28 protein-coding genes are annotated in these 25,836 nt (G+C 70.6%); 11 read left to right on the forward strand and 17 right to left on the reverse strand.

The annotated features are described in order from the left end of the window. Positions 1-29: 29 nt before the first annotated feature. Both BMY07_RS27655 and BMY07_RS27660 read left to right on the forward strand, forming a co-directional pair. Positions 30-2,105, forward strand: coding sequence for a hypothetical protein (locus BMY07_RS27655; RefSeq protein ID WP_092785054.1), 2,076 nt, complete (start codon positions 30-32; stop codon positions 2,103-2,105). 122 nt (positions 2,106-2,227) lie between these two features. Further along, positions 2,228-2,497, forward strand: a complete 270-nt coding sequence (locus BMY07_RS27660; RefSeq protein ID WP_092785203.1) for a hypothetical protein — start codon at positions 2,228-2,230, stop codon at positions 2,495-2,497. A 52-nt stretch (positions 2,498-2,549) separates the two neighbouring features. Here BMY07_RS27660 and BMY07_RS27665 read toward each other — a convergent pair whose 3' ends face one another. Further along, positions 2,550-2,954, reverse strand: a complete 405-nt coding sequence (locus BMY07_RS27665) for a CoA-binding protein (protein WP_092785057.1) — start codon at positions 2,952-2,954, stop codon at positions 2,550-2,552. Positions 2,955-2,988: 34 nt separating this feature from the next. On the opposite strand from BMY07_RS27665, the gene BMY07_RS27670 reads away from it, so the two are divergent. Together BMY07_RS27670 and BMY07_RS27675 are read left to right on the forward strand one after the other, a co-directional pair. After that, a complete protein-coding gene (locus BMY07_RS27670; protein ID WP_092785060.1) occupies positions 2,989-3,825 on the forward strand; it encodes an SDR family oxidoreductase in 837 nt (278 codons plus the stop codon). A gap of 4 nt (positions 3,826-3,829) precedes the next feature. Next, positions 3,830-4,294, forward strand: a complete 465-nt coding sequence (locus BMY07_RS27675) for a hypothetical protein (RefSeq protein WP_092785063.1) — start codon at positions 3,830-3,832, stop codon at positions 4,292-4,294. Positions 4,295-4,438: 144 nt separating this feature from the next. Here BMY07_RS27675 and BMY07_RS27680 read toward each other — a convergent pair whose 3' ends face one another. After that, positions 4,439-5,080 carry a permease prefix domain 1-containing protein gene (locus BMY07_RS27680; RefSeq protein ID WP_092785066.1) on the reverse strand — a complete coding sequence of 214 codons (642 nt, stop codon included), beginning with the start codon at positions 5,078-5,080 and terminating at the stop codon, positions 4,439-4,441. Then, positions 5,077-5,418, reverse strand: a complete 342-nt coding sequence (locus tag BMY07_RS27685) for a PadR family transcriptional regulator (protein WP_092785070.1) — start codon at positions 5,416-5,418, stop codon at positions 5,077-5,079. The genes BMY07_RS27680 and BMY07_RS27685 overlap by 4 nt, the downstream gene beginning before the upstream one ends. A gap of 120 nt (positions 5,419-5,538) precedes the next feature. Between BMY07_RS27685 and BMY07_RS27690 the strand changes: the two genes are divergently transcribed. Beyond that, on the forward strand, positions 5,539-6,969 hold the full coding sequence (locus tag BMY07_RS27690; RefSeq protein ID WP_177215820.1) for an AAA family ATPase: 1,431 nt from the start codon (positions 5,539-5,541) through the stop codon (positions 6,967-6,969). 2 nt (positions 6,970-6,971) lie between these two features. After that, a complete protein-coding gene (locus BMY07_RS27695) occupies positions 6,972-7,799 on the forward strand; it encodes an HNH endonuclease family protein (RefSeq protein ID WP_092785076.1) in 828 nt (275 codons plus the stop codon). A gap of 64 nt (positions 7,800-7,863) precedes the next feature. Here BMY07_RS27695 and BMY07_RS27700 read toward each other — a convergent pair whose 3' ends face one another. Then, on the reverse strand, positions 7,864-9,393 hold the full coding sequence (locus tag BMY07_RS27700; protein ID WP_092785079.1) for a hypothetical protein: 1,530 nt from the start codon (positions 9,391-9,393) through the stop codon (positions 7,864-7,866). 120 nt (positions 9,394-9,513) lie between these two features. On the opposite strand from BMY07_RS27700, the gene BMY07_RS27705 reads away from it, so the two are divergent. Further along, positions 9,514-10,563 carry a hypothetical protein gene (locus BMY07_RS27705; RefSeq protein WP_092785082.1) on the forward strand — a complete coding sequence of 350 codons (1,050 nt, stop codon included), beginning with the start codon at positions 9,514-9,516 and terminating at the stop codon, positions 10,561-10,563. Positions 10,564-10,722: 159 nt separating this feature from the next. Here BMY07_RS27705 and BMY07_RS27710 read toward each other — a convergent pair whose 3' ends face one another. The 13 genes from BMY07_RS27710 to BMY07_RS27770 all read right to left on the reverse strand — a co-directional run bounded on the left by BMY07_RS27710 (position 10,723) and on the right by BMY07_RS27770 (position 21,966). Beyond that, positions 10,723-10,917 carry a hypothetical protein gene (locus BMY07_RS27710; RefSeq protein WP_143073676.1) on the reverse strand — a complete coding sequence of 65 codons (195 nt, stop codon included), beginning with the start codon at positions 10,915-10,917 and terminating at the stop codon, positions 10,723-10,725. A 120-nt stretch (positions 10,918-11,037) separates the two neighbouring features. After that, positions 11,038-11,832, reverse strand: coding sequence for a maleate cis-trans isomerase family protein (locus BMY07_RS27715; RefSeq protein WP_092785088.1), 795 nt, complete (start codon positions 11,830-11,832; stop codon positions 11,038-11,040). Between the two features lies 1 nt (position 11,833). Next, entirely contained in the window at positions 11,834-12,724 is an 891-nt protein-coding gene (locus BMY07_RS27720) for a DMT family transporter (protein WP_092785091.1), read from the reverse strand. Positions 12,725-12,749: 25 nt separating this feature from the next. Further along, complete coding sequence (locus tag BMY07_RS27725; protein WP_092785094.1) at positions 12,750-14,111, reverse strand: TrpB-like pyridoxal phosphate-dependent enzyme; 1,362 nt, start codon at positions 14,109-14,111, stop codon at positions 12,750-12,752. A 12-nt stretch (positions 14,112-14,123) separates the two neighbouring features. Continuing rightward, positions 14,124-14,819 (reverse strand): transglutaminase-like domain-containing protein, encoded by a 696-nt coding sequence (locus BMY07_RS27730; protein WP_092785097.1) that lies wholly within the window; start codon positions 14,817-14,819, stop codon positions 14,124-14,126. After that, entirely contained in the window at positions 14,816-15,958 is a 1,143-nt protein-coding gene (locus tag BMY07_RS27735) for an acyl-CoA dehydrogenase family protein (protein ID WP_092785207.1), read from the reverse strand. The genes BMY07_RS27730 and BMY07_RS27735 overlap by 4 nt, the downstream gene beginning before the upstream one ends. Beyond that, positions 15,955-16,341 carry an ectoine synthase gene (locus BMY07_RS27740; RefSeq protein WP_092785100.1) on the reverse strand — a complete coding sequence of 129 codons (387 nt, stop codon included), beginning with the start codon at positions 16,339-16,341 and terminating at the stop codon, positions 15,955-15,957. The genes BMY07_RS27735 and BMY07_RS27740 overlap by 4 nt, the downstream gene beginning before the upstream one ends. Next, positions 16,338-16,598: a phosphopantetheine-binding protein gene (locus BMY07_RS27745; RefSeq protein WP_092785103.1), complete on the reverse strand. Its 261-nt coding sequence runs from the start codon at positions 16,596-16,598 to the stop codon at positions 16,338-16,340. The genes BMY07_RS27740 and BMY07_RS27745 overlap by 4 nt, the downstream gene beginning before the upstream one ends. 21 nt (positions 16,599-16,619) lie before the next feature. Next, positions 16,620-17,990 carry an AMP-binding protein gene (locus tag BMY07_RS27750; RefSeq protein WP_218150803.1) on the reverse strand — a complete coding sequence of 457 codons (1,371 nt, stop codon included), beginning with the start codon at positions 17,988-17,990 and terminating at the stop codon, positions 16,620-16,622. Positions 17,991-18,486: 496 nt separating this feature from the next. Next, on the reverse strand, positions 18,487-19,038 hold the full coding sequence (locus BMY07_RS27755) for an ImmA/IrrE family metallo-endopeptidase (RefSeq protein ID WP_092785106.1): 552 nt from the start codon (positions 19,036-19,038) through the stop codon (positions 18,487-18,489). Next, positions 19,005-20,237, reverse strand: coding sequence for an MAB_1171c family putative transporter (locus BMY07_RS27760; protein ID WP_092785108.1), 1,233 nt, complete (start codon positions 20,235-20,237; stop codon positions 19,005-19,007). Before BMY07_RS27760 ends, BMY07_RS27755 begins: the two co-directional genes overlap by 34 nt. Positions 20,238-20,239: 2 nt before the next feature. After that, positions 20,240-21,397 (reverse strand): MFS transporter, encoded by a 1,158-nt coding sequence (locus BMY07_RS27765; RefSeq protein ID WP_092785111.1) that lies wholly within the window; start codon positions 21,395-21,397, stop codon positions 20,240-20,242. A 125-nt stretch (positions 21,398-21,522) separates the two neighbouring features. After that, a complete protein-coding gene (locus BMY07_RS27770) occupies positions 21,523-21,966 on the reverse strand; it encodes a helix-turn-helix transcriptional regulator (protein ID WP_092785114.1) in 444 nt (147 codons plus the stop codon). A 161-nt stretch (positions 21,967-22,127) separates the two neighbouring features. Between BMY07_RS27770 and BMY07_RS27775 the strand changes: the two genes are divergently transcribed. From BMY07_RS27775 to BMY07_RS27790, 4 genes are all read left to right on the forward strand, one after another. Beyond that, a complete protein-coding gene (locus tag BMY07_RS27775; RefSeq protein WP_177215822.1) occupies positions 22,128-23,678 on the forward strand; it encodes a 3-hydroxyacyl-CoA dehydrogenase in 1,551 nt (516 codons plus the stop codon). Between the two features lie 16 nt (positions 23,679-23,694). Then, the gene (gene hemA / locus BMY07_RS27780) at positions 23,695-24,912 is read left to right on the forward strand and encodes a 5-aminolevulinate synthase (RefSeq protein WP_092785121.1); all 1,218 of its coding nucleotides are present in this window, start codon (positions 23,695-23,697) and stop codon (positions 24,910-24,912) included. 69 nt (positions 24,913-24,981) lie between these two features. After that, positions 24,982-25,335: a VOC family protein gene (locus tag BMY07_RS27785; protein ID WP_143073678.1), complete on the forward strand. Its 354-nt coding sequence runs from the start codon at positions 24,982-24,984 to the stop codon at positions 25,333-25,335. Then, positions 25,332-25,715 carry an ankyrin repeat domain-containing protein gene (locus BMY07_RS27790; protein ID WP_092785124.1) on the forward strand — a complete coding sequence of 128 codons (384 nt, stop codon included), beginning with the start codon at positions 25,332-25,334 and terminating at the stop codon, positions 25,713-25,715. Before BMY07_RS27785 ends, BMY07_RS27790 begins: the two co-directional genes overlap by 4 nt. Positions 25,716-25,836 lie beyond the last annotated feature (121 nt).

Consider the following 25,836-nt stretch of genomic DNA (forward strand, 5'->3'; position numbering starts at 1 on the left):
CCACATGGGCGGATGGCTAATCTCTGCGCGTGACTGCGCACCGGGACTGGTCTGATCTGGAGCACGCGTACGGCACCGCCGAGGACACGCCCGGGTTCATCGAGGCGTTGCGCGGCGCGGACTGGGAAAGCGCGCTGCAGAACCTGCACGCGTCGATCTTGCACCAGGGCACGATCTACAACGCAACGTTGCCCGCCGTGCCGCGCATCGTCGACGTCGCGCTCGATGCCGCCGCGCCGGGTCGGCAGGGTGCACTGTGGTTCATCGTCGCGTACGCCGAGTCCATCGCGCAGGGGTACAGCGAGTCGTCGCACTACCTGCCGGAAGACACCGACATGGACGACTTCGACGAGTCCGCCCGCGCGGCGTTGTCCGACGCGAGCCGCCGACTCGCACCGTTGCTCGACGACGCGGACGACGAGGTGCGGGCGTCGATCTATCAGCTCACGTCTTACCTGGTCGACGAGCCGGTGGCCGAGGAGATCATGCCGCTGGTGCGCGCCAAGTTCGACAACGAGCGCGCTGCGGCGGCATCGTTGATCGAGTCGCTGGTGCGGCACGACCTGTTCACCGAGGCGGACTTCGAGGTCGTGCTGGAGCGCGGCGACGACGCCGTCACCTTCGCCGCGGCGTGGAGCGCGATCGCCGAGGGGATGGACCTGCCGGACGCCATCGACCACGTGGTCCGGCTGTGGCTCGCGCAGGCGGACGGGTACCCCGGTTCCGGGGCGTCGCTGGAGGTCCTGGCCAACCACGCCGGTCCTCGGGCGGTACCGGTGTTGCAGGCCCTCGCGGACTCGATCGAGACCGACGCGCTGGCTGACGCGTGGGTGGAGGTCGGGCTCGCCTCGCGGTCGTCCGTGGACGCGGTCCTGGACGGCTTGCTCGCGCTGGCGCCCCGCACGGTCGGGGTCGTCACGGCCCTCGCCCAGGTGCTGCCCGCCGTCCCCGAACGGGCAGCCGAGCTGTGCGACGCGGTGTTCGAGTTGGCCGATAGTGACGACCCGACGCTGCGGGCGGTCGTCGCCACGACGTTGTTCTCGGCGCGGGATCCACGGTGGGCCGCGCCCGCGAAGACCGTGACCGCGCACCCGACCGAGCCGACCGTCGCACGCCGGAAGGCCCGGATGTCGTTCGCCTACGCCCTGACCGGGTTCGGCCCACAGCGCCCTGACCTGCTGTGGGCGGCGGACGACCTGTTCGAACTGGCTGTCGCGGCGCTGGGGTCCTGGCGGAGCGGCGCGTGGGTCGAGGTGCTGGGGGTGCTGCCGCTGACCCAGGAGACCGTGCGGGCCGTGGTGCCGTTCGCTGCCGAGTTGCCCGCGCAGGTCGGTAAATTGTTGGCCCACGCCGTCGTGGCGGGACTGGCTGTCCCGCCGCTGGACGGCACCGATGCCTGGGTGATCACCGCCGGTGCCCTCGCCGACCCGGACGCCGACCTCGACACCGCGTTCCGCCGGGCCTGGGAGTCCAACGGCGGCGACGACCGCGCCAGCAGCGACCTGATCGACGTCTGGTCGACGCGCCCGTCACCCGCCCTGCGCGAGACCTGCCTGCGCCTGCTCGACGGCACCGCGCTCACGTCCTTCCCCGGCCAGTTCGCCCAACTCGCCGCCGCCCGCGCGGTCGACGACCCCGCGCGCACCTGGCCCACGGTCCGCGCGGTCCTCGACGAGGCGGGCAACCCGCTGCCGACCGCCATCGCGGCCGCCCTGGCCCTGGACGAGCACCGCGCCGAGGTGGTCGCCCTGCTGGAGGACATCAGCACCACGGGCCGCGAGACCTGGTCCGGACGCGACCACCTGGCCGTCGTGGTCGCGGTGGACACCCTGGTCGACCTGGGGGAGATCGCGCCGGGCGCCGCGGTCGAGCGGGTGATCGAGGCCCTGTTCGACTCGATCGACGAACACAGCGCCTGCCGGGTCGCGCCGCAGGTGGGCCTGGTGCTCGGCAAGGTGCTCGCCGCGCACCCTGAGCTGCGGGAACAGGTTCGCGAACAGCTGTCGGACATCCTCGACGACGACCACCGCCTGCCCACCGCCAGCGACACGATCGCCGAGGACGTGGAGATCACCACGGCCCTGCGGGCGGGTCTCGGGGGCTAGCGGGCGGCCGCGGTTGCGGGACGGGTGCGGGTCGAGGGCGAGGGTGGTGCGGGCGGGGACAAGCGGGGGTCGCCGGGGTCAGGATTGCTGTGACCGGCAGCACCGACCCGAAGGAGCCCCCGATGACCGAGAACGAGATGTCGACCCTCCGCGACGTGGCCGACCAGTCCATCCTGTTCCACAACGGCCTGTGGGGCGGCCCGATGGGCTTCCGCTGGTCCGACACCGACGGCGGCGCCGCGGGCACCGTCCCCCAGTGGCAGTCCGAGTCCCTCGACCGCCTCATCCGCCGTGGCCTCGCCCAGATCACCCCCACCCCCGGCGCCCGCCTCGCCAAGGTAACCCTCACCCCCACCGGCGCCGACTACGTCGACCTCCCGATGGCCGCCTGACCTGGTTCGACGCGGTTTCGTTGCGGCGCAACGGAAGAACGTGCTCTAGAGGCTAGGCAGGCCCGTGTGCGGGCCATTCGATCACCGGGCAGCGGTCCTGGATGAAGCGCAAGCCCGCGTCCGTCGCGCGCTTGCCCGCGGCGTCGTCGATGACGTTGAGTTGGAACCACACTGCTTTCGCGCCGATGGTCACGGCCTCGTCGGCGAAGGGGCCCGCGTCCTCGGAGCGGCGGAAGACGTCGACGCAGTCCACCGGGAATGGGATGTCCGCCAGCGACGCGTAGCCCTGCTCGCCCCACACCGTCTCGGCTCGCGGGTGGACGGGCACGATCCGCTTCCCGCGCTGTTGCAGGAACCGGGCGACCCCGTGTGCTGCCCGTGACGGGTTGTCGGCCAGGCCGATGATCGCCCAGGTGTCGCAGTGGGCGAGGATCCAGCGGACGTCCTCGGTGCTCATGCGCACCACCCTCTCATGCTGATAGCTTGCCCCCGTGAGTGATCATGTGGTGACCGTGCTGGGGGCGACCGGCAAGACCGGGCGCCACGTCGTGGCCCAGGCCGTCGAGCGGGGCTGGGTGGTCCGCGCGGCGGGCAGGCGGGCCGCCGGGGCAGGCGAGTTCGTCGCGTTCGACTGGGACGACGAGTCCACCTGGCACCCCGCGTTCGCCGGTGCCGACGCGGCGTACGTCGTGATCCCGTTCAACCACGCGGGCGCACCCGAGAAGGCCCCCGACGTCATCCGCGCCGCCGCGGCCGCCGGGGTGGCCCGAATCGCGCTGCTGTCCACGATCGACGTCGACCACGCCCCCGACGACGACCCCACCAAGGTCGCCGAGCAGACCCTGCTGTCGCTCCCGGTCGAGGCCGCGCTCATCCGCCCCACCTGGTTCCTCGACAACTTCACCGTCGGCTCCTTCCGCGGCATGCTCGACACCGGCGAACTCCGCCTGCCCGCGGGGGAGGCGCCCTTCCCGTTCGTCGACACCCGCGACATCGCCGCCGTGGCCGTCGCCGCCCTCGCCCCGGACGGCCCCACCGGCCCGCTTCCGGTCACCGGCCCCGAATCCGTCACGCACCACGCCGTGGCCGAGGCCCTCGAGGCCGCCCTGGGCCGCCCGTTCCGCTACATCCCGGTCCCCGCGGCCGAGTTCATCGCCCTGCTCGAATCCCGCGGCTTCACCCACTCCTACGGCGACTTCCTCGCCGACGCCCTCGGCAAGGTCGCCAACGGCAGCTTCGTCATCCCCGTCGCCGACACCGTCGAACGCCACTGCGGCCGCCGCGCGTACACCCCGGCCGAGTTCGCCCGGCACTTTGCCCAGTCCTGACCTGGTGATCCCCAGGCTCCGGCACTCCACGGTGTACTGGAGCACGCTCACCGCGGTCTGGCTGTTCGCCGCCGCCGTCGAGTACCACGTGTGGGGTTACCGCTCCGACTTCGGCAGCGTGTGGGCCGCGGTCAACGCTGTGCTGTTCCTGGGCGCGGCCGGGTGGACGACCAGGCTGATCGTCGATGTCGGACCGGTCCGCATCCGCGACGGCAGACTCGAGTTCCGCGAACGACTCCGGCGCCATTCCCTCCACCCCACCGACATCAAGTCGTGGAAGTGGACCCGCTACCAGCAAACCCGCTTCAACGCCCGCAGCTACCTGACCCTCACCCTCACCGGCGGCCGCACCATCTCCCTCCGCCACCGCTACCTCCACTCGGGCACCCCCACCCGCCGCCACGCCGCCGCCGCGCTGACCGCGTTCCTCGCACCAGAACCCAGTGACGTGCGTGATGGCGCTGAGTGATCCGGCTTCCTAGCCGGCCCCTCGGACGCCGGTTGTGGAGCCGGGGCGGGTGATCATCAGGACTACGACGGTGGCCCAGAGGAGTTGAAGAGGCCGGTGGTCATGGTCAGGCGGGTGGTGGCCTTGCGGGTGGCTTCCACGGTGTCAGAGGTCGGTGATGAGGCGCGCGCAGCGGCGGCAGGATCGGGCGGAGCCCGCGACGAGGGCGTGTGAGGCGGCGGCGAGAACGCAGGCGAATGTCAGCAGGACCCAGTCCGTGCCCAGGGCCGCGGACAAGGCGAGGGCGAGAGTCGCGATGGCCATGGACATGCTCGCGGCGGTGCCCGCCCAGGCGATCGTGAGCGGCAGCCGGTCCGGAGTCGGGAACCACCGGGCGAGGGTTCCGGTGGCGGCCAGCGTCACCGCGGCGAGCACGGCCGCGACAGCCGACACGACGGCAAGGTGTTGGGCGGCGCGCGGGAGGTGCCAGAACGAGTCATCGGCTCGTTGGAGCAAGGTCCAGCAGACGATCACGAACGGGACGGTGCGCGCGACGGCCCGAGCGGTGTGCCTGGCCTGCGCGATCGTCAGTTCCCGTTGCCAGCTCCCGATGAGCTCGGCCGCGGTCCCGAACCCACGCACGGCCTGCTCGGCGGCGTGCTCGTACGACAGACCCGCCCGCGTGCGTTCGGACACCGCGTCGGTGAGATCACCGCGGGCCTCGGCCACCATGCGCGCCTTGGTCCGCTTCGGGCCGTGCAGTGCGGCGGCCAAGGAGGAGAGGTAGTCCTCGACGGGATCGCTCATGTGGCGGTCTCGGGCGGCGGGACGGGGTTGAGCACCGACCCGATGGCGGCCGTGAACTCCTGCCACGCCGTCCGCTCGTTCGCCAGCGTCCGCCGTCCGGCGTCGGTGAGGTCGTAGCACCGCCGGTGCCGTTCGCCCGAGGACTGCGTGGTGCTGTGCAGCAACCCGACCCGTTCCAGCCGGTTGAGCGCGGGGTAGATCGTGCCCGTGCGCAGTTCGAGCGCGCCCCCGCTGCGCTGCTGGACGGCGGTGATGATCGCGTAGCCGTGCAGCGGACCCTGTTCGAGCACGGCCAGCAGCAATCCGTCCAGGTGACCGCGCACCGCATCCTGTCTCACGACGAGCCAGGCTACGCCACAAGCGTTGTCGCCCTACCTATTGGAAGACAACGTGTCAGGCCGGTCGTGCTGTCATCGGCCTGATCGGGCCGCCTACACTTCTGGGGTGCGGTGGTACAGGTGACCTGGAACGCGGTCTTCGGGCTGCTCGCACTCTTCTTCGCGCCGATCGGGTTCTACGCCTCGGGGTGGTTCGGATCGAGGCTGGTGCGCAGGCTGCGGGTTCGGCGGGTGAGTGCGCGCCGGGAGCGGCAGCGGTTGGAGCGGGTGCGGGCGGACGGCGACAAGCGACCGGTGTCGTCGTTGTCCGAGCGGTCGCGACTGCCGGTGGACCTGAGCGCCATCCGCGATTCCCCGTACGTGTACCTGACCGACCTCCGGATCACCGACCTGCGCTGCTTCCGCGAGGCACGGCTGTCGCTGCGCTTCCCCGGCGAGTTCGCCACACCCGACGACGCACCGCTCGTGCCCAACGTCAACCTGCTGATCGGCGACAACGGCACCGGCAAGTCCACGGTGCTGCGCGCGGCGGCGATGGTGGCGCTCGGGCCGGTGCTCGACAGCTCGGGGTTCGTGCCGTACCGGTTGGTCCGCGAAGAGCGGGACACCGCGCTGGTGGAGGGCAGGCTCGCGTTCGGCGGTGTGGGCGGGTCGGAGCCGCTGGCCTGCGATGTGCGGATGCGCCGCCGCGGCGACTTCGAGGTCGTGGAGACCGACACCCGCGGGCCGTACTGGGACGACCTGTTCGACGAGTCGTCGCCGTCGTTCTTCGTCGCCGGGTACGGGGTCAACCGGCGCACCGCCGAGGACGCGCGGTCGGACCCCAGCCAGGAGCGGGGCAGGCGGCGGCGGCGGTTCCAGCGGGTGTCGAGCCTGTTCGACGAGACCGTGTCGCTGGTGCCCTTCGGCGCCTGGCTGCCCACCGTCAGCGCCGAGCGCAGGCGGGAGGTCGCCGAGGTCCTGCGGCGCGCGCTGCCCGACGACGTCCGGTTCGACGACGACTTCGACGGCGAGGACGCGGTGTTCCGCCGCCGCGGCGTGCCGGTCCCGTTCCGCGCGCTGTCGGACGGCTACCGCTCGTACCTCGGCTGGCTCGGCGACCTGCTGTTCCACCTCAGCGCCGTGGCCCCCGCGCACGTCCCGCTGGGCAGCATGGGCGGCATCGTGCTGGTCGACGAGATCGACCTGCTGCTGCACCCCGAGTGGCAGCGCAAGGTGGTGCTCGACGTGGCGGTGATGTTCCCGAACATCCAGTTCATCCTCACCACGCACAGCCCGATCGTCACCGGCACCCTGCAGGCCCGCAACATCCTGCTCGCCCGCGACGACCCGGACGAGTCGGTGTCGCGGCTGAGCGGGGTGCGCGCGGAGGTGCACGGCCTCAACGCCGAGCAGGTGCTGCTCAGTTCCTATTTCAGCCTCGACACCACGCGCGCCCCCGACGTGGCCGACGACCTGACCGAGTTGGCCAGGAAGGCCGTGCGCGGCGACGACGCGGCCCGGCGCCGCTACCTGGCGGTCCTGGTCGACGGCGCCACCGGGAGCCGCTGACGGTGATCAGGGTGTTGGCGGGCCGCGACCGGCTGCTGGCCTGGCTCGGCGCGGACGCGCAGGTGTGGCGCGGGAAGGCGAGCAAGGCGACCGACCTCAACCGCGCCAAGGGCAAGCACGTGTCCGGCGAGAGCCTGTGGTCGGCGCTGCGCCCGGGACTGACGCGGTTGCAGCACAACAAGTGCGCCTACTGCGAGAGCGAGCTCGAGGCGGACGGCGTGGAGTGGACGGTCGACCACCACCGCCCCAAGGGCCGGGTCCACAGCGGCACCAACCCCGCCGAGGACATCCATGACGTCGGAGGCGCGTCGCAGAACGGGTACTACCTGCTCGCCTACGAGCCGGACAACTTCATCGGGTCCTGCGGCACGTGCAACAAGTACAAGGACAACTACTTCCCGACCGCCGCCGCCCGGGCCCTGCACACCGGCGACCGGGCGGCGCTGCGCGCGGAACGCCCGTACCTGGTGGACCCGACCGACGAGCAGGACACCGATCCGGAGCGGCTGATCGACTGGCGCGGGACCTTCGCCGTCGCGGCGCCCGGCCTCGACGAGCACGGCGTGCGGCGCGCCGCGGAGACCATCCGGCTGCTCGGCCTCAACCGGGACAAGCTGCAGACCGATCGCGCGCTCGTGCTGATGGCGTTCTGGTACGCGTGGGAGAAGAACAAGACGGCGAACATGGACGCGCTGTGCGCTCCGGGAGTGCGTTACTCGGCGTGCACGCGGCGGTTCCGCCTGCTGTGCGAGACCGACCCCGCGGCGGCGGAAGAGGTGTTCGGCGAGGCGACCGAATTGGTGCTGGGGCGGGACAGGACGGCGGTATGATCCTGGGCGACTACTCGCTCCGGTGAGGCGGCGGTCGGGCTCCGGTCCGGCCGCCAATCAATGCCTACTCGGCGATCTGGGCGATGCCGGTCCGGAGGGTGCGGATCGTCACCTCGGGCGCCCGCCGCACCTGGTCGATATCGGTCGAGCGGTAGGTCAACTCCGCCCGCTTCCGCCAGAGCGCCCAGGTCAGGGTCAGGCACAGCCGCAGGGGTTTGTCGTCGGACACGAAATCCTCGACCCGGGTGCGCAGCGGTGAGTCGGCGGCCGTGCTGACCACGATCCGCGGGGCGACCAGCGACTCACCTGCACGCGACCTGCGCACCAGCACACCGGGCGCGCCCGCCACGTCGACCAGGGTGAACCTCGTGGTCCGCAGGCTCAACTTCCGCAGCAGGACCAGCGGGGCGTCGCCGGGAACCGGCACGCGGACGGCGGACCAGAGCGCGCGGAGCCCGTCGCCTACCGCGACCAGCACCCAGAACGCCGCGGCGACCGCGAAGCTGTAGCCGAACACCAGGTAGAAGTCGAGGAAGCCGTGCTCGCGCGTGTAGTCCCTCGGCTCACCCGGCCAGAACCAGGCGGTGAGCACCGGGTAGAGCTTGGCCATCCCCAGCGACAGCAGCACACCGAGCACCGCTGTCCTGGTCGCGGCGGCCACCACCGAGCCTGCCTGCTCCGCTTCCGCCGCGGGTCGTCGGCGCCACGGTGAGCACCGCCGGACCAGGAAGCCGGTGGTGAGCACGATGATCACGCCGGGTAGCACCAGGAAGACCGGCACCCCCAAGGCCTGCAGGATGTCGGACTCGCCGAACACCTCCAGCGTGACCGGCATGGTCACCACCAGCGACACCGCCGTCTCGACCCGGCCTGGCTCCTGGGCGGAGATGTGGAACAGCGCGGGACGCGTGCCGGGGACAACCGCGCCCTCGGTGCCCAAGCGCACCGGCAGCGACATCGTCGACCGCGGCGCCAGGTCGAACGCGCACGGCTGCCCGGCGGGGCGGTTCTCGTCCCACCTGGCCACCCGTCCGCCCGGGCAGGTCACCTCCAGCCAGGTGTGCGGCGGCGGGACCACCGACAGCGCCGTCACCCGCACCGGCCCCTCCCGGTCGGTGCCGATCACCAGGGTCGCCGAGCCCGGCCGGTTCTCGTTGACCCGGTCGGGTCCCGCCTCGGCGGTGACGGTGACCGGCGGCGGGTTCGGCACGGCCTTCACCGTGGTGCCCGCCACCGCGGACGCCGCGCGGGAGTCGACCACGAAGGACAGCCCGACGTCCTGGCCGGACCCCTCGGACCGCCTGGTGACGGTGACCGCCTCGGTGCGGGACTGGCCGGGCGCCAACTCGAACGGCGCCACCGGCGAGGTGATCACCGAGTCCTCGGCGGCCACGGCCTTGACCGTGACCGGCACGCGCTTGTCGGTGGTGTTCGCCAGCGACACCAGCACGACGGCCGACCGTCCCGGCGCGAGCGCGATCTGGGCGGGGGCGATCGACACCGTCACCGGCGCCTCCGCAGCCATGACCGGTGCGCCGAGCGACAACAGCCAGGCCACCGCGAACACGCGGGCGAGCGCCCTCGGCAACCCCACACGCACCCCTCTCGCTCCGTCCACAAGACTCATCTCCCGTGGCCGGTGATCCGCTACACCCGTCGGTGTAGCGGATCACCGGCCGGGACAGATGTGTTCGGGTAGTCGAAGAGGAGTCAGATGGCCGTCATCCGCAGCGCGGTGTTCACGATCACCTGGACGACCCAGTACCCCGACCTGCTCGCCGACGGCGCGCTGGGCGGGCTGACGACCCGGTCGCGGCACGAGCAGGTGTACCGGTCGTACCGGCCCGAGCTGATCATGCCGTGGGAGCCGGACGCGGAACCGGCCACGTGGAGCCGGTTCTGGTCGGCCTACCTGGGCAAGCCGGGCGTGATGCGCAAACCGAACGCGGACATCGTGTTCCAGCGGGTCGTGCCGTTCCGGCTCGGGGAGTTGCCGTCGCTGCACGGCCCGGAGGGCACCACGGCCACGGCCCGGGTCCTGCTGTACCCCGCCGCTATCGCGGTGACGCTTACCGTGCGGGTGGCCGGGTCCTGGCTGGTCACCGACCTGGCCGACGCCCTGTCCCGCCTCCGCGCGGCAGCCGTCTGGGGCATCGACGCGCCAGGACAGCTGACCCTGCGCGCGATCGCCACCCGCCTACGCGACGCCGCCGCGCCCCGCCTCACCACCGACGGCCGCGTCGTCGAGGCAGGCCCCACCTCCGCCCACACCGTCGCCGCCCCCCTGACCGCCACCGACGGCACCCCGGACGACCTGACCCCACCCTCGGACGGCGTGGGCCCGTGCATCGCGGGCCTGGCCTCCCTCGGCCCACCCGGCTCGTTCGACGCGGACCGATTCCTCGCTTCCAACACCGACACAAACCTGGCAGGCCGCCTCTACGCCCACGGCAGCGGCCTCACCATCTGGTCGCCGCGGCAGCTCTTCGACCAACCAGGCCCCGACCGCCTGCTCTGCCTGGTCCGCAACCAGACTGACTTATCGGTGCAGGTAGAGGCATTGCGCGGCATGGCCCAGTGGGCCGCGGACCAACTGGCAGAGGGCCCACCGCCGCCGGTGGAGATCCATCCCCTGCTACGCGCAACGGCGGCCCGGTTACGCGCCTTACGAGAAGGCAGACGCGACAGGACTTACCGCAGCAAGGTAGCGGCGCTACGGATCGACCCCTTGGCAGACGCCCTAGCCACCCTGGACGTCCTGTGACTGCTCGACCCACCAGACCCGCAAAGTTCCTCAGGCACCCGGTGCTCGGCTTGTTGCCGCACGGTGTCGACGAGGTACTTGAACACGACGTAGCCGCCGGCCTCGTGCAGCAGGGCGGCGGTGGCGTGCAAGACCTCGACGCCCCACTGGAAGGCGTCCTCAAGCGGCTCCGACCGCAACCGCCTGGCGGTATGCGGCGGCGATGTCCGCCCGCGCCCTCGGTGCGAGCAGCGGGTCACCGGCCCGAACCGCGCGCACAGCCTCGAAAGCCGCCCGGTGCACGCCTGGCAGCGTCGGGTCCACGACGTCGCGGACCTTCGGCAGCCGCTTGCCGTCCGTGCGAGGGCGAGTCAACACAGACCACATCGGTCGGTGCGCCCATTGTGGACAGATCGGGTCGCAGGGGTGAAAGAGCCGCGGCCCGGAGGTCGCGGCTCTTCGTCGCGGTACAGCGTGGAGTTGTCCGGCCGGTTGCTACGCCGCGAACAGTCGCCCGTAACCGGTGACGTCGCGCGGGGACGTGCCCGCCGTGCGGAGGCTGTGCCAGAGGCAGGCCTGGTTCGACGTGATCACCGGCACGCCGAGGTCGGCCTCCAGCGCCGACACGGCGTCGGCGCAGCGGAAGCCGTTGCCCGCCAGCAGCACGCCATCGGCGGTCGACGGGAAGTCGGCGCGGACCTGGCGGTAGACGTCAGCGGGCCGGACCTCCCACTGGGCGCCCGCGTCCCACGTCTCCCAGGGCTTGAGGGTGTCCCAGCCGCGCCCCAGCCGGAAGCGCTGGATGTCGACCGGCGGGTGGCCCGCCTCGGTGAAGTACGACTGCCCGACCTCGACGATCTCGTCCTTGAACCACGGCGGCACCACCACGTACGGCCGCGAGACACCCACGGCGGCCAAGGCGGCGGCCGACGACTGGGCGGCCGTCACCACCGGGATCCCACCCGCCGCGGCACTGGCCCGCGCCGCGAACGACACGTCGAACGCGGGCCCGCCGAACAGGCTCGACGTCGTGAAGCACACGCAGATGGCGTCCAACTGCATGCCGCCGAAGAACTCCAAGCCCCTGGCGACATCGGGGGAGGACGCCACCAGTTCCGCTGGGTCGTCGCCGTAGTCCGAGGTCCCCGGCTTGCGCGGCGACTCGAACCGCGCGGCCACGATCGACACTCCGGGGGGCGCCATCGACCAGAACTCGGACTCCGCCACCGGGTCCTTGTCGATCACCAGGACCCCGATGGCCGCGCGCCACCCCCACCGGTCGGACCGCACGTCAGGTCCTGGCCGGGGCCAGCGCGGGCACCCGGTTCTCGGCGAAGGCGAGCGCCGCCAGCACGATCACCGTGCCGACGACCATGTTCCAGCTGATGGACTCGCCCAGGGTGATCAGGCTGACCAGGACCGCGGTGATCGGGACCAGGTAGTTCACCGCCGAGGCGTTGGCCGCGCCGAGGTCGCCGATCAGCCGGAAGTAGATCAGGTACGCCAGGCCGGTGCCGACGATGCCCAGCAGCAGGATGCTGATGATGACGCCGACCGAGAAGTGCGGGGCCTTCCAGGGGAAGAACGGGGTCACGATCGCCTGCAGCACCGTCGCGGTGATGACCTGCGTGGTCGCCGACACCAGCGGCGGCACGCCCTTCGAGGCGAGCATCTTCTTCACGTACACCGTCTGCAGCGCGTAGCACAGCGCCGCGCCCAGCACCGCGAGCTGGCCCGCGAGCGACCCGGCCGAGGTCGACCACGGCCCGATGACCAGCACCACGCCGACGAAGCCGACCACGAAGCCGACCCCCTTGCGCCAGGTGACCTTCTCGGCGGGCAGCGCCGTGGTCACCGCGGCCAGGGTGAGCAGCGGGGTCGCGGCGATGAGCACGCCTGCCATCGCCGCGCTGGTGCGCTGCTCACCCCAGGCCAGCAGCAGGAACGGCACGACCATGCCGAGCAACGCCGTGACGACGGTGTGGCCCCACACCGCCGCGTTCCGTGGCAGCTTGCCCTTGGTGGCGGTCAGCACCGCGAACAGCACGACCGCGCCGAGCACGACCCGCCCCAGCACCAGCTGCGCCGGGGTCAGGCCGTCGACGGCGATCTTGATGAACGTGTAGCTGCTGCCCCAGATGAAGGCCAACAGGATGAACAGGGCGACGTTGACTCGACTCATGAGCGTGCGGTGTCCCTAACGGGTGTCAGACGAGAACGGGTGAGGGGATGCTGTCGAGGCCATCTTGCAGTGCCTGGTCGCTGAGGGCGTCGTCGGACAGGGTGCCCGCCAGGTACTTCTGGTAGGCGACCAGGTCGAAGTCGCCGTGCCCGGACAGGCCGAGCAGGATCGTCTTGCCAACGCCTTCCTCCCGGCAGCGCAGCGCCTCGGTGACCGCGCCGCGGATGGCGTGGGTCGACTCCGGGGCGGGCACGATGCCCTCGGCCCGCGCGAACAGCACACCCGCCTCGAAGCAGTCATTCTGTCGGACGGCGACGGCTTCCATAAGACCGTCTTCCACCGCCCGGCTCACCACCTGGGCGATGTTGTGCGCGCGAAGACCACCGGCGTGCACCGCGGGCGGGATGAACTTGTGCCCGAGGGTGTGCATCCGGAACAGCGGGGTCAGCCCGGCCGAGTCGGCGTGGTCGTAGGCGATGCGACCGCGGGTCAGCGTCGGGCACGCGGCGGGCTCGACGGCGATCAGCCGGATGTCGCGCCCGCCCGCGAGCTTCTTGCGCAGGAACGGGAACGCCAGGCCCGCCAGGTTGCTACCGCCACCGGCCGCGCCGACGACGATGTCCGGGTAGTCGTCCGCCAGCTCGAACTGCTTGACCGCCTCCTGCCCGATGACGCTCTGGTGCGCGCACACGTGGTTGAGGCCGCTGCCCCGGGTGTAGCCGTACTCCGGGTTGGCGAGGGCGAACTGCAGCGCCTCGGACTTGGCCACGCCCAGGCTGCCCGGGTGGTCCGGCCGCTCGGCCAGCACGGCGAGCCCGGATTCGGTCTCGGTGCTCGGCGACGCGGTGCAGACCGAGCCGTAGGTCTCCATCAGCGTGCGGCGGTACGGCTTCTGCTCGAAGCTCACCCGCACCATGAACACCTTGGTCTTCATGTCGAACAGCGCGCCCGCCAGCGCGACCGCGCTGCCCCACTGGCCCGCGCCGGTCTCGCCGACCAGCCCGGTCTTGCCCGCCAGCTTGTTGTAGTGCGCCTGCGCCAGCGCGGTGTTCGGCTTGAAGCTGCCCGTGGGCGCGACGCCCTCGAACTTGTAGTAGATCCGCGCGGGGGTGTCGAGCGCCTTCTCCAGCCGCCGCGCCCGGAACAGCGGGGTGGACCGCCACTGCGCGTAGAGCTGGCGGACCGGCTCGGGGATCTCGAACTCCGGCTCCAGGCTCAGCTCCTGCTCGACCAGCGCGGGCGGCATCGAGCGCGCCAGCGCCTCGCGGCTGACCGGCTCGCGGGTCGCCGCGTCCAGGATCGGCGCGATCCCGCCGACGTCGTAGGCCGGGTTGTACCAGGTGTGCGGGATGTCGGACTCGGTCAGCTCGTACTTGATGTTGTCCATGCTCTGGCGCTCCTAGCTGGCCTCGCCGGTGAGGGAACCCTCGGCCAGCTCGTCGTCGGATCGGAACAGCTTCGGGTGCGCGGCGCGGATGCCGTCCACCACGGTCTCGTACGGGAAGTCGTCGAACTCGCCGCGCATCCGCAGGAACTCCATGTGCCTGCGGCCGTTCTCGTCGTACGGGTGGTACAGGCTGTCGGCCGTGCCGTCGAACTCCAGCGGCGCGATCTTGTAGAGCTTGCACAGCAGCTTGTTGAACACCGGGGTGGCCTTCACCCACCGGCCGTCCAGGTGCACGGAGGTGAGGCTGTGGAAGCAGAACACGTCCCCGCCGACCAGCTCGCGCAGCCGCTCGGAGGACAGGTGGTTGCGCACGTCGCCGTAGACGATCCGGCTGGGAACGCCAACGGCGCGCACGGCCGCCGCGTACACAATGGACTTGTGCACGCAGAACCCGCGCTTGTGCTTGATGATCGCGCTCGCGGTGAACTCCCCGCGCGTCATCCGGCTGCCGTAGACCTCGTAGTTGATACCGTCCCGCACGGCGTAGTAGAGCCGCACGGCCTTCTCGGTGTCGCTGAGCCCCTCGCCCGGTTGCCCTTCACCGGGCAGCGCCTTGGCGACGAACTCCCGCACGGTGTCGGAGTTGTAGTCGAGGAACTCGGTCTCCGCTGTCAGTGCCTTTAGCTCGACCGTCTCGTGTGAACTCATCCCAGTCCCATCATCGCGGCGACGCGCTGGCGCTGGATCTCCGTGGTGCCCGAGTAGATCGTCCCGGCCACGGCGTTGCGCACGTCCTTCTCGACCCCGTACTCGGTCATGTACCCGTACCCGCCGAACACCTGGACCGCGGCCAGCGCCGAGGCCAGGTTCGCCTCGCTGACCACCAGCTTGGTGATCGCGATGTCGGTGGTGACGTTCTTGCGCGCCACCAGTTTCTCCGCGGTGTCGTAGAGCCACTTGCGGGAGGTCTCCACCCCGATCCGCATGTCGACGAGCTTGTTCGACACCGACTGGTTGGACCCGATCGGCGCGCCGAACTGCTTGCGGGTCCTGGCATAGCGCACGCTCTCGCGCAGCCGGTGCTCCATCTCGCCCAGGTTGACCACGAAGGAGAGCAGGATCTCCCACTTCATCACGTGGTCGAGCACCAGGAACCCGGCGCCCACCTTGCCGACGACCCGGGTGGCGGGCACCCGGACGCCGTCGAGGAACAGCTCGCTCAACGGCGAGGTCTTCAGTCCCATCTTGCCCATCGGCTGCCCCACGTGCAGGCCGGGGGAGTCGCGCTCCACCAGGAACGTGGTGATGGCGTCCGGCGCGCCCGCCTTGCCGGTGCGGGCGTACACCAGGTAGGTGTCGGCGATGGGACCGTTGCTGACGAACGACTTCGACCCGGTCAGCACGTAGTCGTCGCCGTCGAGGACCGCGGTGGTGCGCATGGCCATCATGTCCGAACCGGCGTCCGGTTCGCTGATCGCGTGCGCGCCGATGGCCGAGCCGGAGCACACCCCGGGCAGGTACCTGGCCTTGAGCTCGGCGGAACCGAAGCGGTGCAGCGGGACCCCGGTGCTGACCACGTGCGTGGTCACCGAGAACGGGAACCCGCCGTCCCGGCAGGCCTCGCCGAGGCCCTCCAGCACGTACATCGTGGTCAGCAGGTCCGCGCCGAGCCCGCCGTACTCGGTGCCGAAGGGCAGCCCGAGCAGGCCGGACTCGCGCACCAGCGCCCACCCGTCCCGGGAGAACTCGCCGGTGGCGTCCCGTTCCAGGTGGTCCTTGCCCACCGCGGCGCCCAACTCGGCCGCCGCGGCGCGCAGGGTGCGCTGCTCGTCGGTCCAACCGATCACGGGGCGCACTCGTAATGGGAGAAGCCGTCGGCGTCGAGGTTGTGCCGCTCGTCGCCGCGCAGCGCCGGGGAGAAGATCGACACCAGCTCCAGGTCCTGGTCGGGACCGGCGATGAGGAAGTGCGCGTCGTTCTGGTCGAGCGCGTAGAGCACCCCGGGCTCGAGCCGGTGCACGGTCCCGTCCGGGGTCTGCACCTCACCGGACCCGGCGATGCAGTAGCACGCCTCCAGGTGCTGGCGGTACTGCAACCGGGACTTGGTCCCCGCCCGCACGGTGGTGTGCGCGACGGAGAAGCCCATGTTGTCCGGTCTCAACAGGAACCGGTAGCTCAGCCCGTTGCCCCAGTCGACGCAGGCAACCTCGGAGCGGTTGCGGACGATCATAACGCTGGCCCTTTCACGAGTGCGGACTCAACGAAGGCGTCGACGGCGCGCACCGACCGGAACTGCTCCGGCGCGAGGTCGATGTCGTCGACGGGCAGGTCGTAGCGCTCGCCGAGCCAGCCGATCAGCCGCAGCAGGCCGAGGCTGTCGACCACGCCGTTGTCCAGCAGGTCGTAGTCGGCGTCGAGTTCGTCGGCCCGGATGTCGGGGGCGAACTCGGCGACGACGTACCGGGTGATCTCATCGATGCGGGACATCCGCTCCAGATCCCTTCCGTGCTAGACCCGTTCGGCCAGCAGCTTCTTGCGGTCGACCTTGCCGGTGGACGTGCGGGGGAACTCGTCCGCGGTGAGCTCCACCGAGGACGGGACGGCGGTGCGGGGCAGCAGCCGCGCGCAGTGCGAGCGCAGGGTGAGGCTGTTGGGCCGGGTGCCGTCGACCGCGCGGATCACCGCGTGCAGCCGGTACCCGGCCTCGTCGTCGGGCACCGCGAGCACCACGACGTCGGCGACCTCGCCGTGCGCCTGCAGCGCTTGCTCCACCTGGCGCAGGTTGGTCCGAACGCCGCGCACCTTGACCTGGTGGTCGGCGCGGCCGTCGAGGTGGAACACGCCGTCGGCGTCGCGGCGCACGAGGTCGCCGGTGCGCAGCCAGGTCTCGCCGTCGATGTCGACCCACCGGTCGGTGATCGCGGTGTCGAGGTAGCGGCCCGCCTGGAACGGGGTGCGCACCAGCAGCTCGCCGCCGTCCACCCTGGCCTGGACGCCGTCGATGGGGCTGCCGATCGGTACCGGGTCGCCGCTGGTCGGGTCGGAGTCGTGGATGAGGCTGTCGTTGGTCTCGGTGCAGCCGTACACATTCCGCAGCCGGGCGTTCGGGAAGAACTCGGGGAGGCGGGCCAGCAGCTCGGGCGGGATCGCGTCGCCGGTGTGTACGACCTCCCGCACGCCCGGGAACGGGCTGTCGGCCACCTCCAGCAGCCGCCGGTAGAACAGCGGGACCGCCTGGACGACCTCGACCCGCGCGTGGGTGAAGGCGCGCAGCAGGTAGCGGGCGTCGAGGGCGCGTTCCTGGTCGGCGAGCAGCACGTGGCCGCCGTGGCGCAGCGTTGTCCAGATGTCGAGCAGGCACAGGTCGAAGTTCAGCGGCGCGTAGCTGAACACCACGCTGCCCCCGGTGATGCCGAACGCGCCCGCGGCCCAGTCGGTGAACCGGTCGACCCCGGTGTCGGGCAGCGGCACGACCTTGGGCAGTCCGGTGGACCCGGAGGTGGTCAGCAGCGGGCCGACGCCGTCGAGGTCGGGCACCTCGTCGGCGGGCTCGCCGGTGTCCACGGTGGTCAGGTCGGCGTGCAGCACGTGCCCACAACCCGCCTGCCGGTACAGCGCCGCGCTGGCGTCGACCCCGAGGTCGTAGGGCGGCAGCAGGAACGGGCGGCGTTCGGCCCAACAGGCCAGCACGAGCGCCACCGACTCGGGGGACTTGCGCACCCGCAGCCCGACCGGTCGCCCGCCGGGCAGCCGCTGGAGCACCCGAGCGGCGTCCCCGACCAGTGCCCGCAGCTCCCGATAGGACACGTCGGCCCCATTGAACGTCAGCGCGGTGCCTTTAGCGCGGCTGTCCACGAGACCGGATAAATGGTCTCCCATAAAGGCCCCCGATTGATAAGCATTCTGCCTTTCCGAGACGCTAGCGACGACCGGTCGGACCACGCAAACCGCCGAACGGGTGACGGTCAGGTGAAACCAATCCCAGATTGAAGGACCCCGGGCTAGTGCCTGCTACTCCGAAAGAGCCAGTCGGGCCACCCGGTCCGCGCAATGCCCCGCGCTTCCCGAGAGCTGTTCACTATTGAATTTGCGGGCGGGTGTTAACGCATTGGTGCGCTTCGCGGCTATACGCCCGCGACAAAGTGGTGTAGGCCCCATCTGTTCTCATGGGACGGTAAGGGGTTGACATCCGGCGACCCTCCGGGGTGGAGGGTGCCAGCGGTGCCCGGCTCCGTGTTCGCGGCCGACCGGTGCTGTGCCACGCCGGGTCGGGTGTGATCCGGGTTCGCGGGTCTGGCGTGATCGGTGCCGCCGGAGCGGTGCTTACAATCAGCGCCCAGTCCGGGCCGCGATCGGCTGGAGTGTCTACAAGGGACTATTCCGGGATCGGGTAGACCTGACCGAGCGACCGGTGCACCCGGGCGATGTCCTCGGGCGCGGTCCGGGTGGTGCGGCGGGTGCGGGCCAGGTGCGCCAGGATCACCCCGGCCATCACCTCCGCCTCGCGTTCCTCGACGGCCGAGTAGTTCTGCCGCGCCAGCAGCACCGCGGGGTCGATGTCGGGGAACAGCAGGTCAAGGGCCGCGCCGTCGAGGCTGTCGCCGATGTGGCCGCACAGCAGGTGGCCGAGTTCGTGGGCGATGATGTGTTCCTGGTGCGGCGTACTGGTTTGCGACTCGTAAACGATGTAATCCCCGGCCCTGGTGGACAACCAGACGCCGGTGGGGTCGGTGCTGCGCAGTGCCATGGGGATCAGGTCGATGTCGCGGCCGAGCCGGGTGGCGACCTGGGCGCAGAAGCGGTGGATGTCGCCGTCGGCCGGGATGTCGAAGGCGGCGAGGCGGTCCTCGCACGCGCGGCGCAGGCGCTTGACCGTCGCCGGTCCGGTCTGCCTCAGGCGGAGCCAGTCGAGGACCGGGATTCCCACGTCGCATCTCCCGCGAGTTCGGTCGGCCGGGGTGGTGGCGCGGCCGGACCACCTCGCCAAGGGTAACGGACGAAACACTCGCTGACGCGGACCAACCAGGCGATCTCACTGGGCAGACTGTCGATGGGCGGGCTGAAGAACGCCAGGTCCTCACCGCCGACCGGTGCGCCGAGCGCGGCGCGGATCTGGCTCGCGGCGACCACGGCCTCCGGGTCCCGCCCCGCGGTCCTCGCCGTCGCCGCCGCTTGGGCGAGCAGGTCGCTGGTGAGCCGGGACCGCAGCACGAGCAACCCGTCGCGGATCTCGATGACCCTGCGGTAGAGCCGATGGCTCAACTCGGTCGTCTGCACGAGGTCGTACGCCGCGGAACGCGGTGGCTCCAACGCGATGTGCGGCACGGCTTGGTAGATGGCCAGCCATAGCGGATAGAGAGTGCGGTATGTCCGATAGGAGCGCACCCACACTGCGAGCCGCGGCCCCCACGCCGGGATTGTCAGTCCGAGAGCGATGAACAAGATGGCGCTACCGCAGCCGACCGGGGTAAGCCACTCCCAGCGCAACGGGTCGAGTCCGAGGTAAGCCAGCACCATGCCCGTGATCCGGTTGACGCACATGCTCAGGTAGCACAACGCTCCCAGGGCAGTAAGGCGTAACCCTCGGCGTAACCACGGTTCCTCGGTGCGGCGGGCGCAGGACACACACATCCGGAAGATCTCGATCAGACCCGCGCCGAACGTGATGACGTAGACCAGCGTGTAGATGGCGACAGCGGGACGGGTGTAGTTCTGCGGTAGGTAGGTCTCCGAGTGCTGCTCGACGGCCGCGTACACCCAGAGCGCGACAAGAGCGGCGGACACCACCACCGCGTAGGCGATGCGGCGGCGTGCGCGCGGCCATGCCTGCTCGGGAGGGTGCGACCAGTACACGAGCAGTATCAACATGCTCGGCGTGAACAACCCGACCGCGAGGACGTGCATCAGCAGCACGGCGAGGTTGGGCACACCGGTGCCGTCGTCGAACGCGGCGGCGATCTGGGGGACCGCCAAGACCCAGCCGAGGCCTTCGGCCAGTAGCGCCACGATGAGCGCCACCACGGCTGGGTCGCGGCGGTTGCGCCAAGAGGCGGTCACCCGGTACCCGAGGGCGGTGAAGCACAACACCGCGCACGACGAGAAGACCACCGTCTTGACGACAAGCATGCTCACGCTGAGACGGTGTCAGGCGTTCGCTCGACGCGGTAGGACAACCACCCCGATGCCACAGCGAACACACCCACGATCCCGCCGACCACGCCAAGCCAGACTGGGCCAACGAGAGAGAGGGTCGCCCCGCCCAGACCGCCACCGACCGCGATACCGAGGTACAGCGCGGAAGAGTTGAGCGACACCGTGAACGGGCCGGAGGCGGTGGACAGCTCCAACAGCCGGTGCTGCTGCGGCACCAGGTACATCCAGGACGCGATTCCCCACACCAACACCGCGACGACCGCGACGGGGAACGTGTGTGTGGTGACGGGAAGCAGCAGCAGGTCTGCGGCCATCACCCCGAGGGCGATGAGCAGCACGGACTTGTTGCCCCACCGGTCGACGGCGGGTCCGGCGATGGCGTTGCCGATCACGGCCCCGATGCCGAAGATGAGCAGCAGCACCGACAGCGTCTTACCGCTACCGCCCGTGGCTTCGTCGAACACGGCGCTGATGTAGGTGTAGACGAGGTGCTCTGACACCAACGCCAGGAACGTCGTGGTCAGCACCAACGCGACGATCCCGCTGCGCAGCGGTGCGAGCCGTTCGCGAAGGGTGTGCGGCGGCGGTGCCTTGACCGCCCCGAGCAGGAGCGGCGCGAGCAACGCGAACGCGCCCAGCGCCACGACCAGCCACAACGTCGCCCGCCAGCCGAAGCTCGACCCCACGAACGTCCCGATCGGCACGCCCAGCGCGGTCGCCACGGTCAACCCGCCCACCACGATGGACAGCGCCGTGCCGCGACGGCCCTCCGGCGCGTTCTCCGAGGCGATCGCCACCGCGTGCGGGGTGAACGACGACGCCCCGGCCGCCGCGATGATCCGGCCGAGCACCATGACCTCGAACGACCCCGACAGCGCCGACACCACGTTGCCCGCGATGAAGGTGACCAGCGCGAGGGTGATGATCCGCTTGCGCGGCCACGACGAGGTGAGGCTCGCGCTGATCGGCGCCAGCACCGCGTACGCGAACGAGAACACCGTCACCAGCTGGCCCGCGGTCTCCACGGTGATCCCGAGGTCCGCGCTGACCTCCGGCAACAGCCCGGCGAAGATGAAGGCGTCCGTCCCGATGGCGAACGTCCCCACGGCGAGCAGATAGAGCACGACGGGCATGAACAGTCCCTTCCCCGATCCCCTTGACCCACCCGCTGCCGTTCCCCGTCCATCTCGGCTGACGGCAGGCGGCGGCGCAACCCTGGCCCACGATGTGAACGCCACGCCGGAGCGTGGTGGAGCTCTCACTCGCCGTCGTCGGCGTCCTCCCGCCCGGTGGCGCTGTCGGTCGAGCGCGCCCGCTGCAGCCTGCTGACCTCTTGCATGATCCGCACGATCGAGCGCCGCGCGTCCGGGTCGAGGTGGCTGGCGCGCAGGGCGATGTCGCGGACGTCGGCGTCGCGCATGGCGGCGGCCAGCGCGAGCTGGGAGTCGACCCGCTCGGTGGTCTCGTCCTCGAAGAAGTAGCTGACCGGGACCTGGAAGAACGCCGCGACGGCCTCCAGGTGCCGTTTGGTCGGGTTGTCCCGCTGGCCGGTCCGCAACTGCCAGACGTAGGTCTTGGAGAACGTCCCGCCCGCGACCTCGGCGCACCCGCGGGCGACCTCGTCGTAGCTGTACTCGCGGCCCCCGGGGCGGATGGTCTTGAACAGGTGGTCGATCTTGTCCGCGAGGGTCGACGGGGGCATCGGCGCACCTCCGTTCGCTGTCGTGGACGTTCGCTGTGATGAACGTTCGTGAGATCCGCGCCCAGTCTAGTTGACGGTCAACTCCCGGTCTCCTTACGATTGCGTTCGCTCAGATGGACGAGGTGCCTTTCTTTTCGCCGTTTCAGCTAACACGGAGAACCATGACGATCATCGGGGAGTTCGTCGACCTGGCCGCGCGGGCCACCAGCTCGCGGACCGGCACCGTCGCGGTGCTCGGCGCGGGCGCGATGGGGCAGGGGATCGCCCAGCTCGCGCTCGCCGCTGGCCACCGGGTGCTGTGGCACAACCGGTCAGCCGACCGCCTGGACCGGTCGGGCGACACCGTCCGCGGCAGGCTGGAACGCCTGGTCCAGAAGGGGAAGCTGACCGAGGCGGTCTACCAGGACGCCGTCACCGCGCTGGAGCTGACCACCGACCTGGCCGCGCTCGCGGACGCCGACCTGGTGATCGAGTCGATCGCCGAGGACTTCGACGTCAAGACCGAGGTGTTCACCGCCCTGGAACAGGTGCTGCGGGAAGACGCGATCCTGGCGACCAACACCTCGTCGTTGTCGGTCAACGCGCTCTCCGCCAGGTTGACCCACCCCGGCCGCTTCCTCGGGCTGCACTTCTTCAACCCGGCACCGTTGCTGCCACTGGTGGAGGTAGTGCCAAGCGCACGGACGGCGCCGTCGACCACGGACACGGCCCTGGACGTCATGCGCTCTTGGGGCAGGCAACCAGTCTTGTCGCGTCCGACACCCGGGTTCATCGTCAACCGCGTCGCGCGCCCGTTCTACAGCGAGGCGCTGCGGATCGTGGACGAGACCGGCGCCGATCCGCGGGTTGTCGACGCCGCGATCACCGGCAGCGGTGGGTTCCGGATGGGGCCACTGGAGCTGACGGACCTGATCGGGCAGGACGTCAACCTTGAGGTCACCCGGCAGATCTGGAACGCCATGGGCTTCGACCCGCGCTACAGCCCTTCGGCGGCGCAACAGGCTCTAGTCGAGTCGGGGTTGCTGGGCCGTAAGACCGGTCAGGGCTTCTATCGCTACCCCGACGACAAGCCCGTTGTCGGTACCGAGGTGGTGTCCACGCCAGGGCAGGTGAGGGTGCGCGGTGACCTCGGACCGGCGGAACCTGTGGTCGGGTTGTTGGAGGCCGCAGGGTGGTCCGTGGTGCGTGAGGACGGACCTGGCCTCTTGGCGCTTCCTGGCGGGGTCGTGCTGGCGTTGACCGATGGACGTACCGCGGCCGTGCTGGAACGGGAGTGGGACGCGCCGGTCGTGGTGTTCGACCTGGCCCTGGACTTCGCCGCCGTCGAGCACACCGTGATCGCCGCCGGACCCAGGGCGCGGACGGCCGGGCTCGCGCAGGCGCAAGCGGTGGTCGCCGCGTTCAGCCGACGGGTCAGCGTGTTCGCCGACTCGCCGGGGCTGGTGGTGGCGCGGACGGTCGGCATGCTGGTCAACCAGGCGGTCGAGGTCGTCGCCGAGGGCGTGTGCGCCGCCGCCGATGTCGAGGTCGCCGTGCGGACCGGGGTGAACTACCCGCGGGGCCTGTTGGAGTGGGGGGACGCCGTCGGGCCGGAGTGGCTGTGCCGGGTGCTGGACAACATCGCCGCGGTCATCCACCCGACCCGCTACCGGGTGACGCCGTCGTTGCGGTTGGCGGCGGCGGCCGGGAGTTCGTTGTCGGAAGCGGTGTGAGGCGGGGAGGACTGTCATGGTGGACATCTTGGGCAAGCTCGCGGACGACCTGGAAGTCGTAAGGGCGCAGGGCCGCTACCGCGAGTACCTGAACCTGGAGCGGCGCGCGGACCTCGCACCGGGAGCCATCGCGCACGGCGAGGACGGTCCGCGCGACCTGGTTGTGTGGTGCTCCAACGACTACCTGTCGATGAGCCACCACCCGGTGGTCTTATCGGCTGTAGTCGAGGCTGTCGAGCGCGTTGGCCTGGGCACGGGTGGCGCGCGCAGCATCTCCGGTAACAGCATCTACCACCAGCAGCTGGAAGCCGAACTCGCTGACCTCTATGGCAAGCCGAAGGCGCTGCTGTTCAGCACCGGGTTCAACGCCAACGACTCGGCGCTCAGCGCGCTCGGTGCCCGACTGCCCGGGTTGATCTACTTCTCCGACGAGCTGAACCACGCGTCGATCATCCGCGGCGTGCGGAGCTCGGGTGCGGCCAAGCGGATCTTCCGGCACAACGACACCGAGCACCTGCGCGAACTGCTGGCGGCCGCGGACCGGGACGCCCCGAAGATCATCGTGTTCGAGTCCCTGTACTCGATGGAGGGCGACTTCGCGCCGATCGAGGAGATCATCGCGCTGGCCGAGGAGTTCGGCGCGTTGACCTATGTGGACGAGGTGCACGCCGCGGGCAGCTACGGCGCTACCGGCTCCGGTTACGCCGAGGAGCTCGGTCTGTCCGACCGGATCACGGTATTCCACGGCGGCTTCGGCAAGGGCTACGGCGGCGCGGGCGGGTACCTCGTGGGTCCTGTCGAGATCGTCGACACGGTCCGGTCGTTCGCGGTGCCGTTCGTGTTCAGCACCTCGTCGCCCGCGCCGGTCGTCGCCGGTGCCCTGGCCAGCGTGCGGCACCTGCGCGCCAACGCCGACCAGCGCGAGGTCCTGCACGCCCGCTGCCGCCAGCTCCGCGAGACCCTCGCCGAGCTGCGCATCCCGGTGCTCTCCCGGGACAGCCACATCCTCCCGGTCCTGGTCGGCGACCCGCACAAGAACAAGGAGGTCAGCGCCCGCCTGCTGCGCGACCACCAGATCTACGTCCAGCCGGTGAACGCCCCCACGGTCCCCGCCGGCACCGAGCGCCTCCGCGTCACCCCGACCTCACGGCACACCGAGGACGACGTGGTGGCCTTCGCCAAGGCCATCGACCAGGTGTGGTCCTCGGTAGAGCTACCTCGCCTGCCCCACTGAACCCGGCCGGTGCCGTCACCTGGGGGTGGCGGCACCGGCCCACCCCTCCGCCAGGCATGATCCGTGGGCATGCACGTAGCAGCGATCACAGTGGACTGCGCGAACCCGGCCCACCTCAGCACCTTCTGGCAAGCCCTACTCGGCGGCGAGTCAGCTCCCCCCGACGAAGAGGGCGTCATCACCCTGACTCTGCCCACCGGCCTACAGCTGGACTTCGCCCCCGTCCCCGACCCCAAGACCACCAAGAACCGCCTACACCTGGACATACGCACCACCGACTACGGCAGCGCCATCACCCGCGCCCTAGCCCTAGGCGCAGCCCCAGCGGACGACGTCTACTCAGGCACCCGTTGGCAGGTCCTCCGCGACCCCGAGGGCAACGAGTTCTGCCTGCTCCGCCCCACCAGCGAGCCGACCGAATGACCAGCCGAACCGCCCTGCACCAGGTGGCCAGGTCCGGAACCGCCGCCGAGGCCACGGCCCTGATCGCTTCCGGCGAAGACCCGGGCAGCCCGGACCACAACGGCTTCACCCCACTGCACCTGGCCGCCCAGTTCGGAAACCTCGCCGTAGCCGAGATCCTCCTCCGCTCCGGCGCCCCCGTGGACCCCCAGAACACCCACAGCAACACCCCCCTCTTCACCGCCGTCTTCACCTCCCAAGGCCACGGCGACATGATCAACCTCCTCCGCGCCCACGGCGCAAACCCCACCCTCCCCAACGCAGCAGGCCAAACCCCCCTAGGCCTAGCCAGACTGATCGCCAACCACAACGTGCACCAGTTCTTCACCGACCTCGATTGACACCGCCGCCGCCTCCCACGTCGCCGAGGTCGCGTTGTCACTCGCACGTGTACTTCCCCTGACGGGGCGGCGTCGATGACCCTGGTGAGGAGTGATCCTGCTGGTCGTTGATGGAGGTCGT

The sequence above is a fragment of the Actinokineospora terrae genome (assembly GCF_900111175.1).
In the GTDB taxonomy this organism is placed as follows: Bacteria; Actinomycetota; Actinomycetes; order Mycobacteriales; family Pseudonocardiaceae; genus Actinokineospora; species Actinokineospora terrae.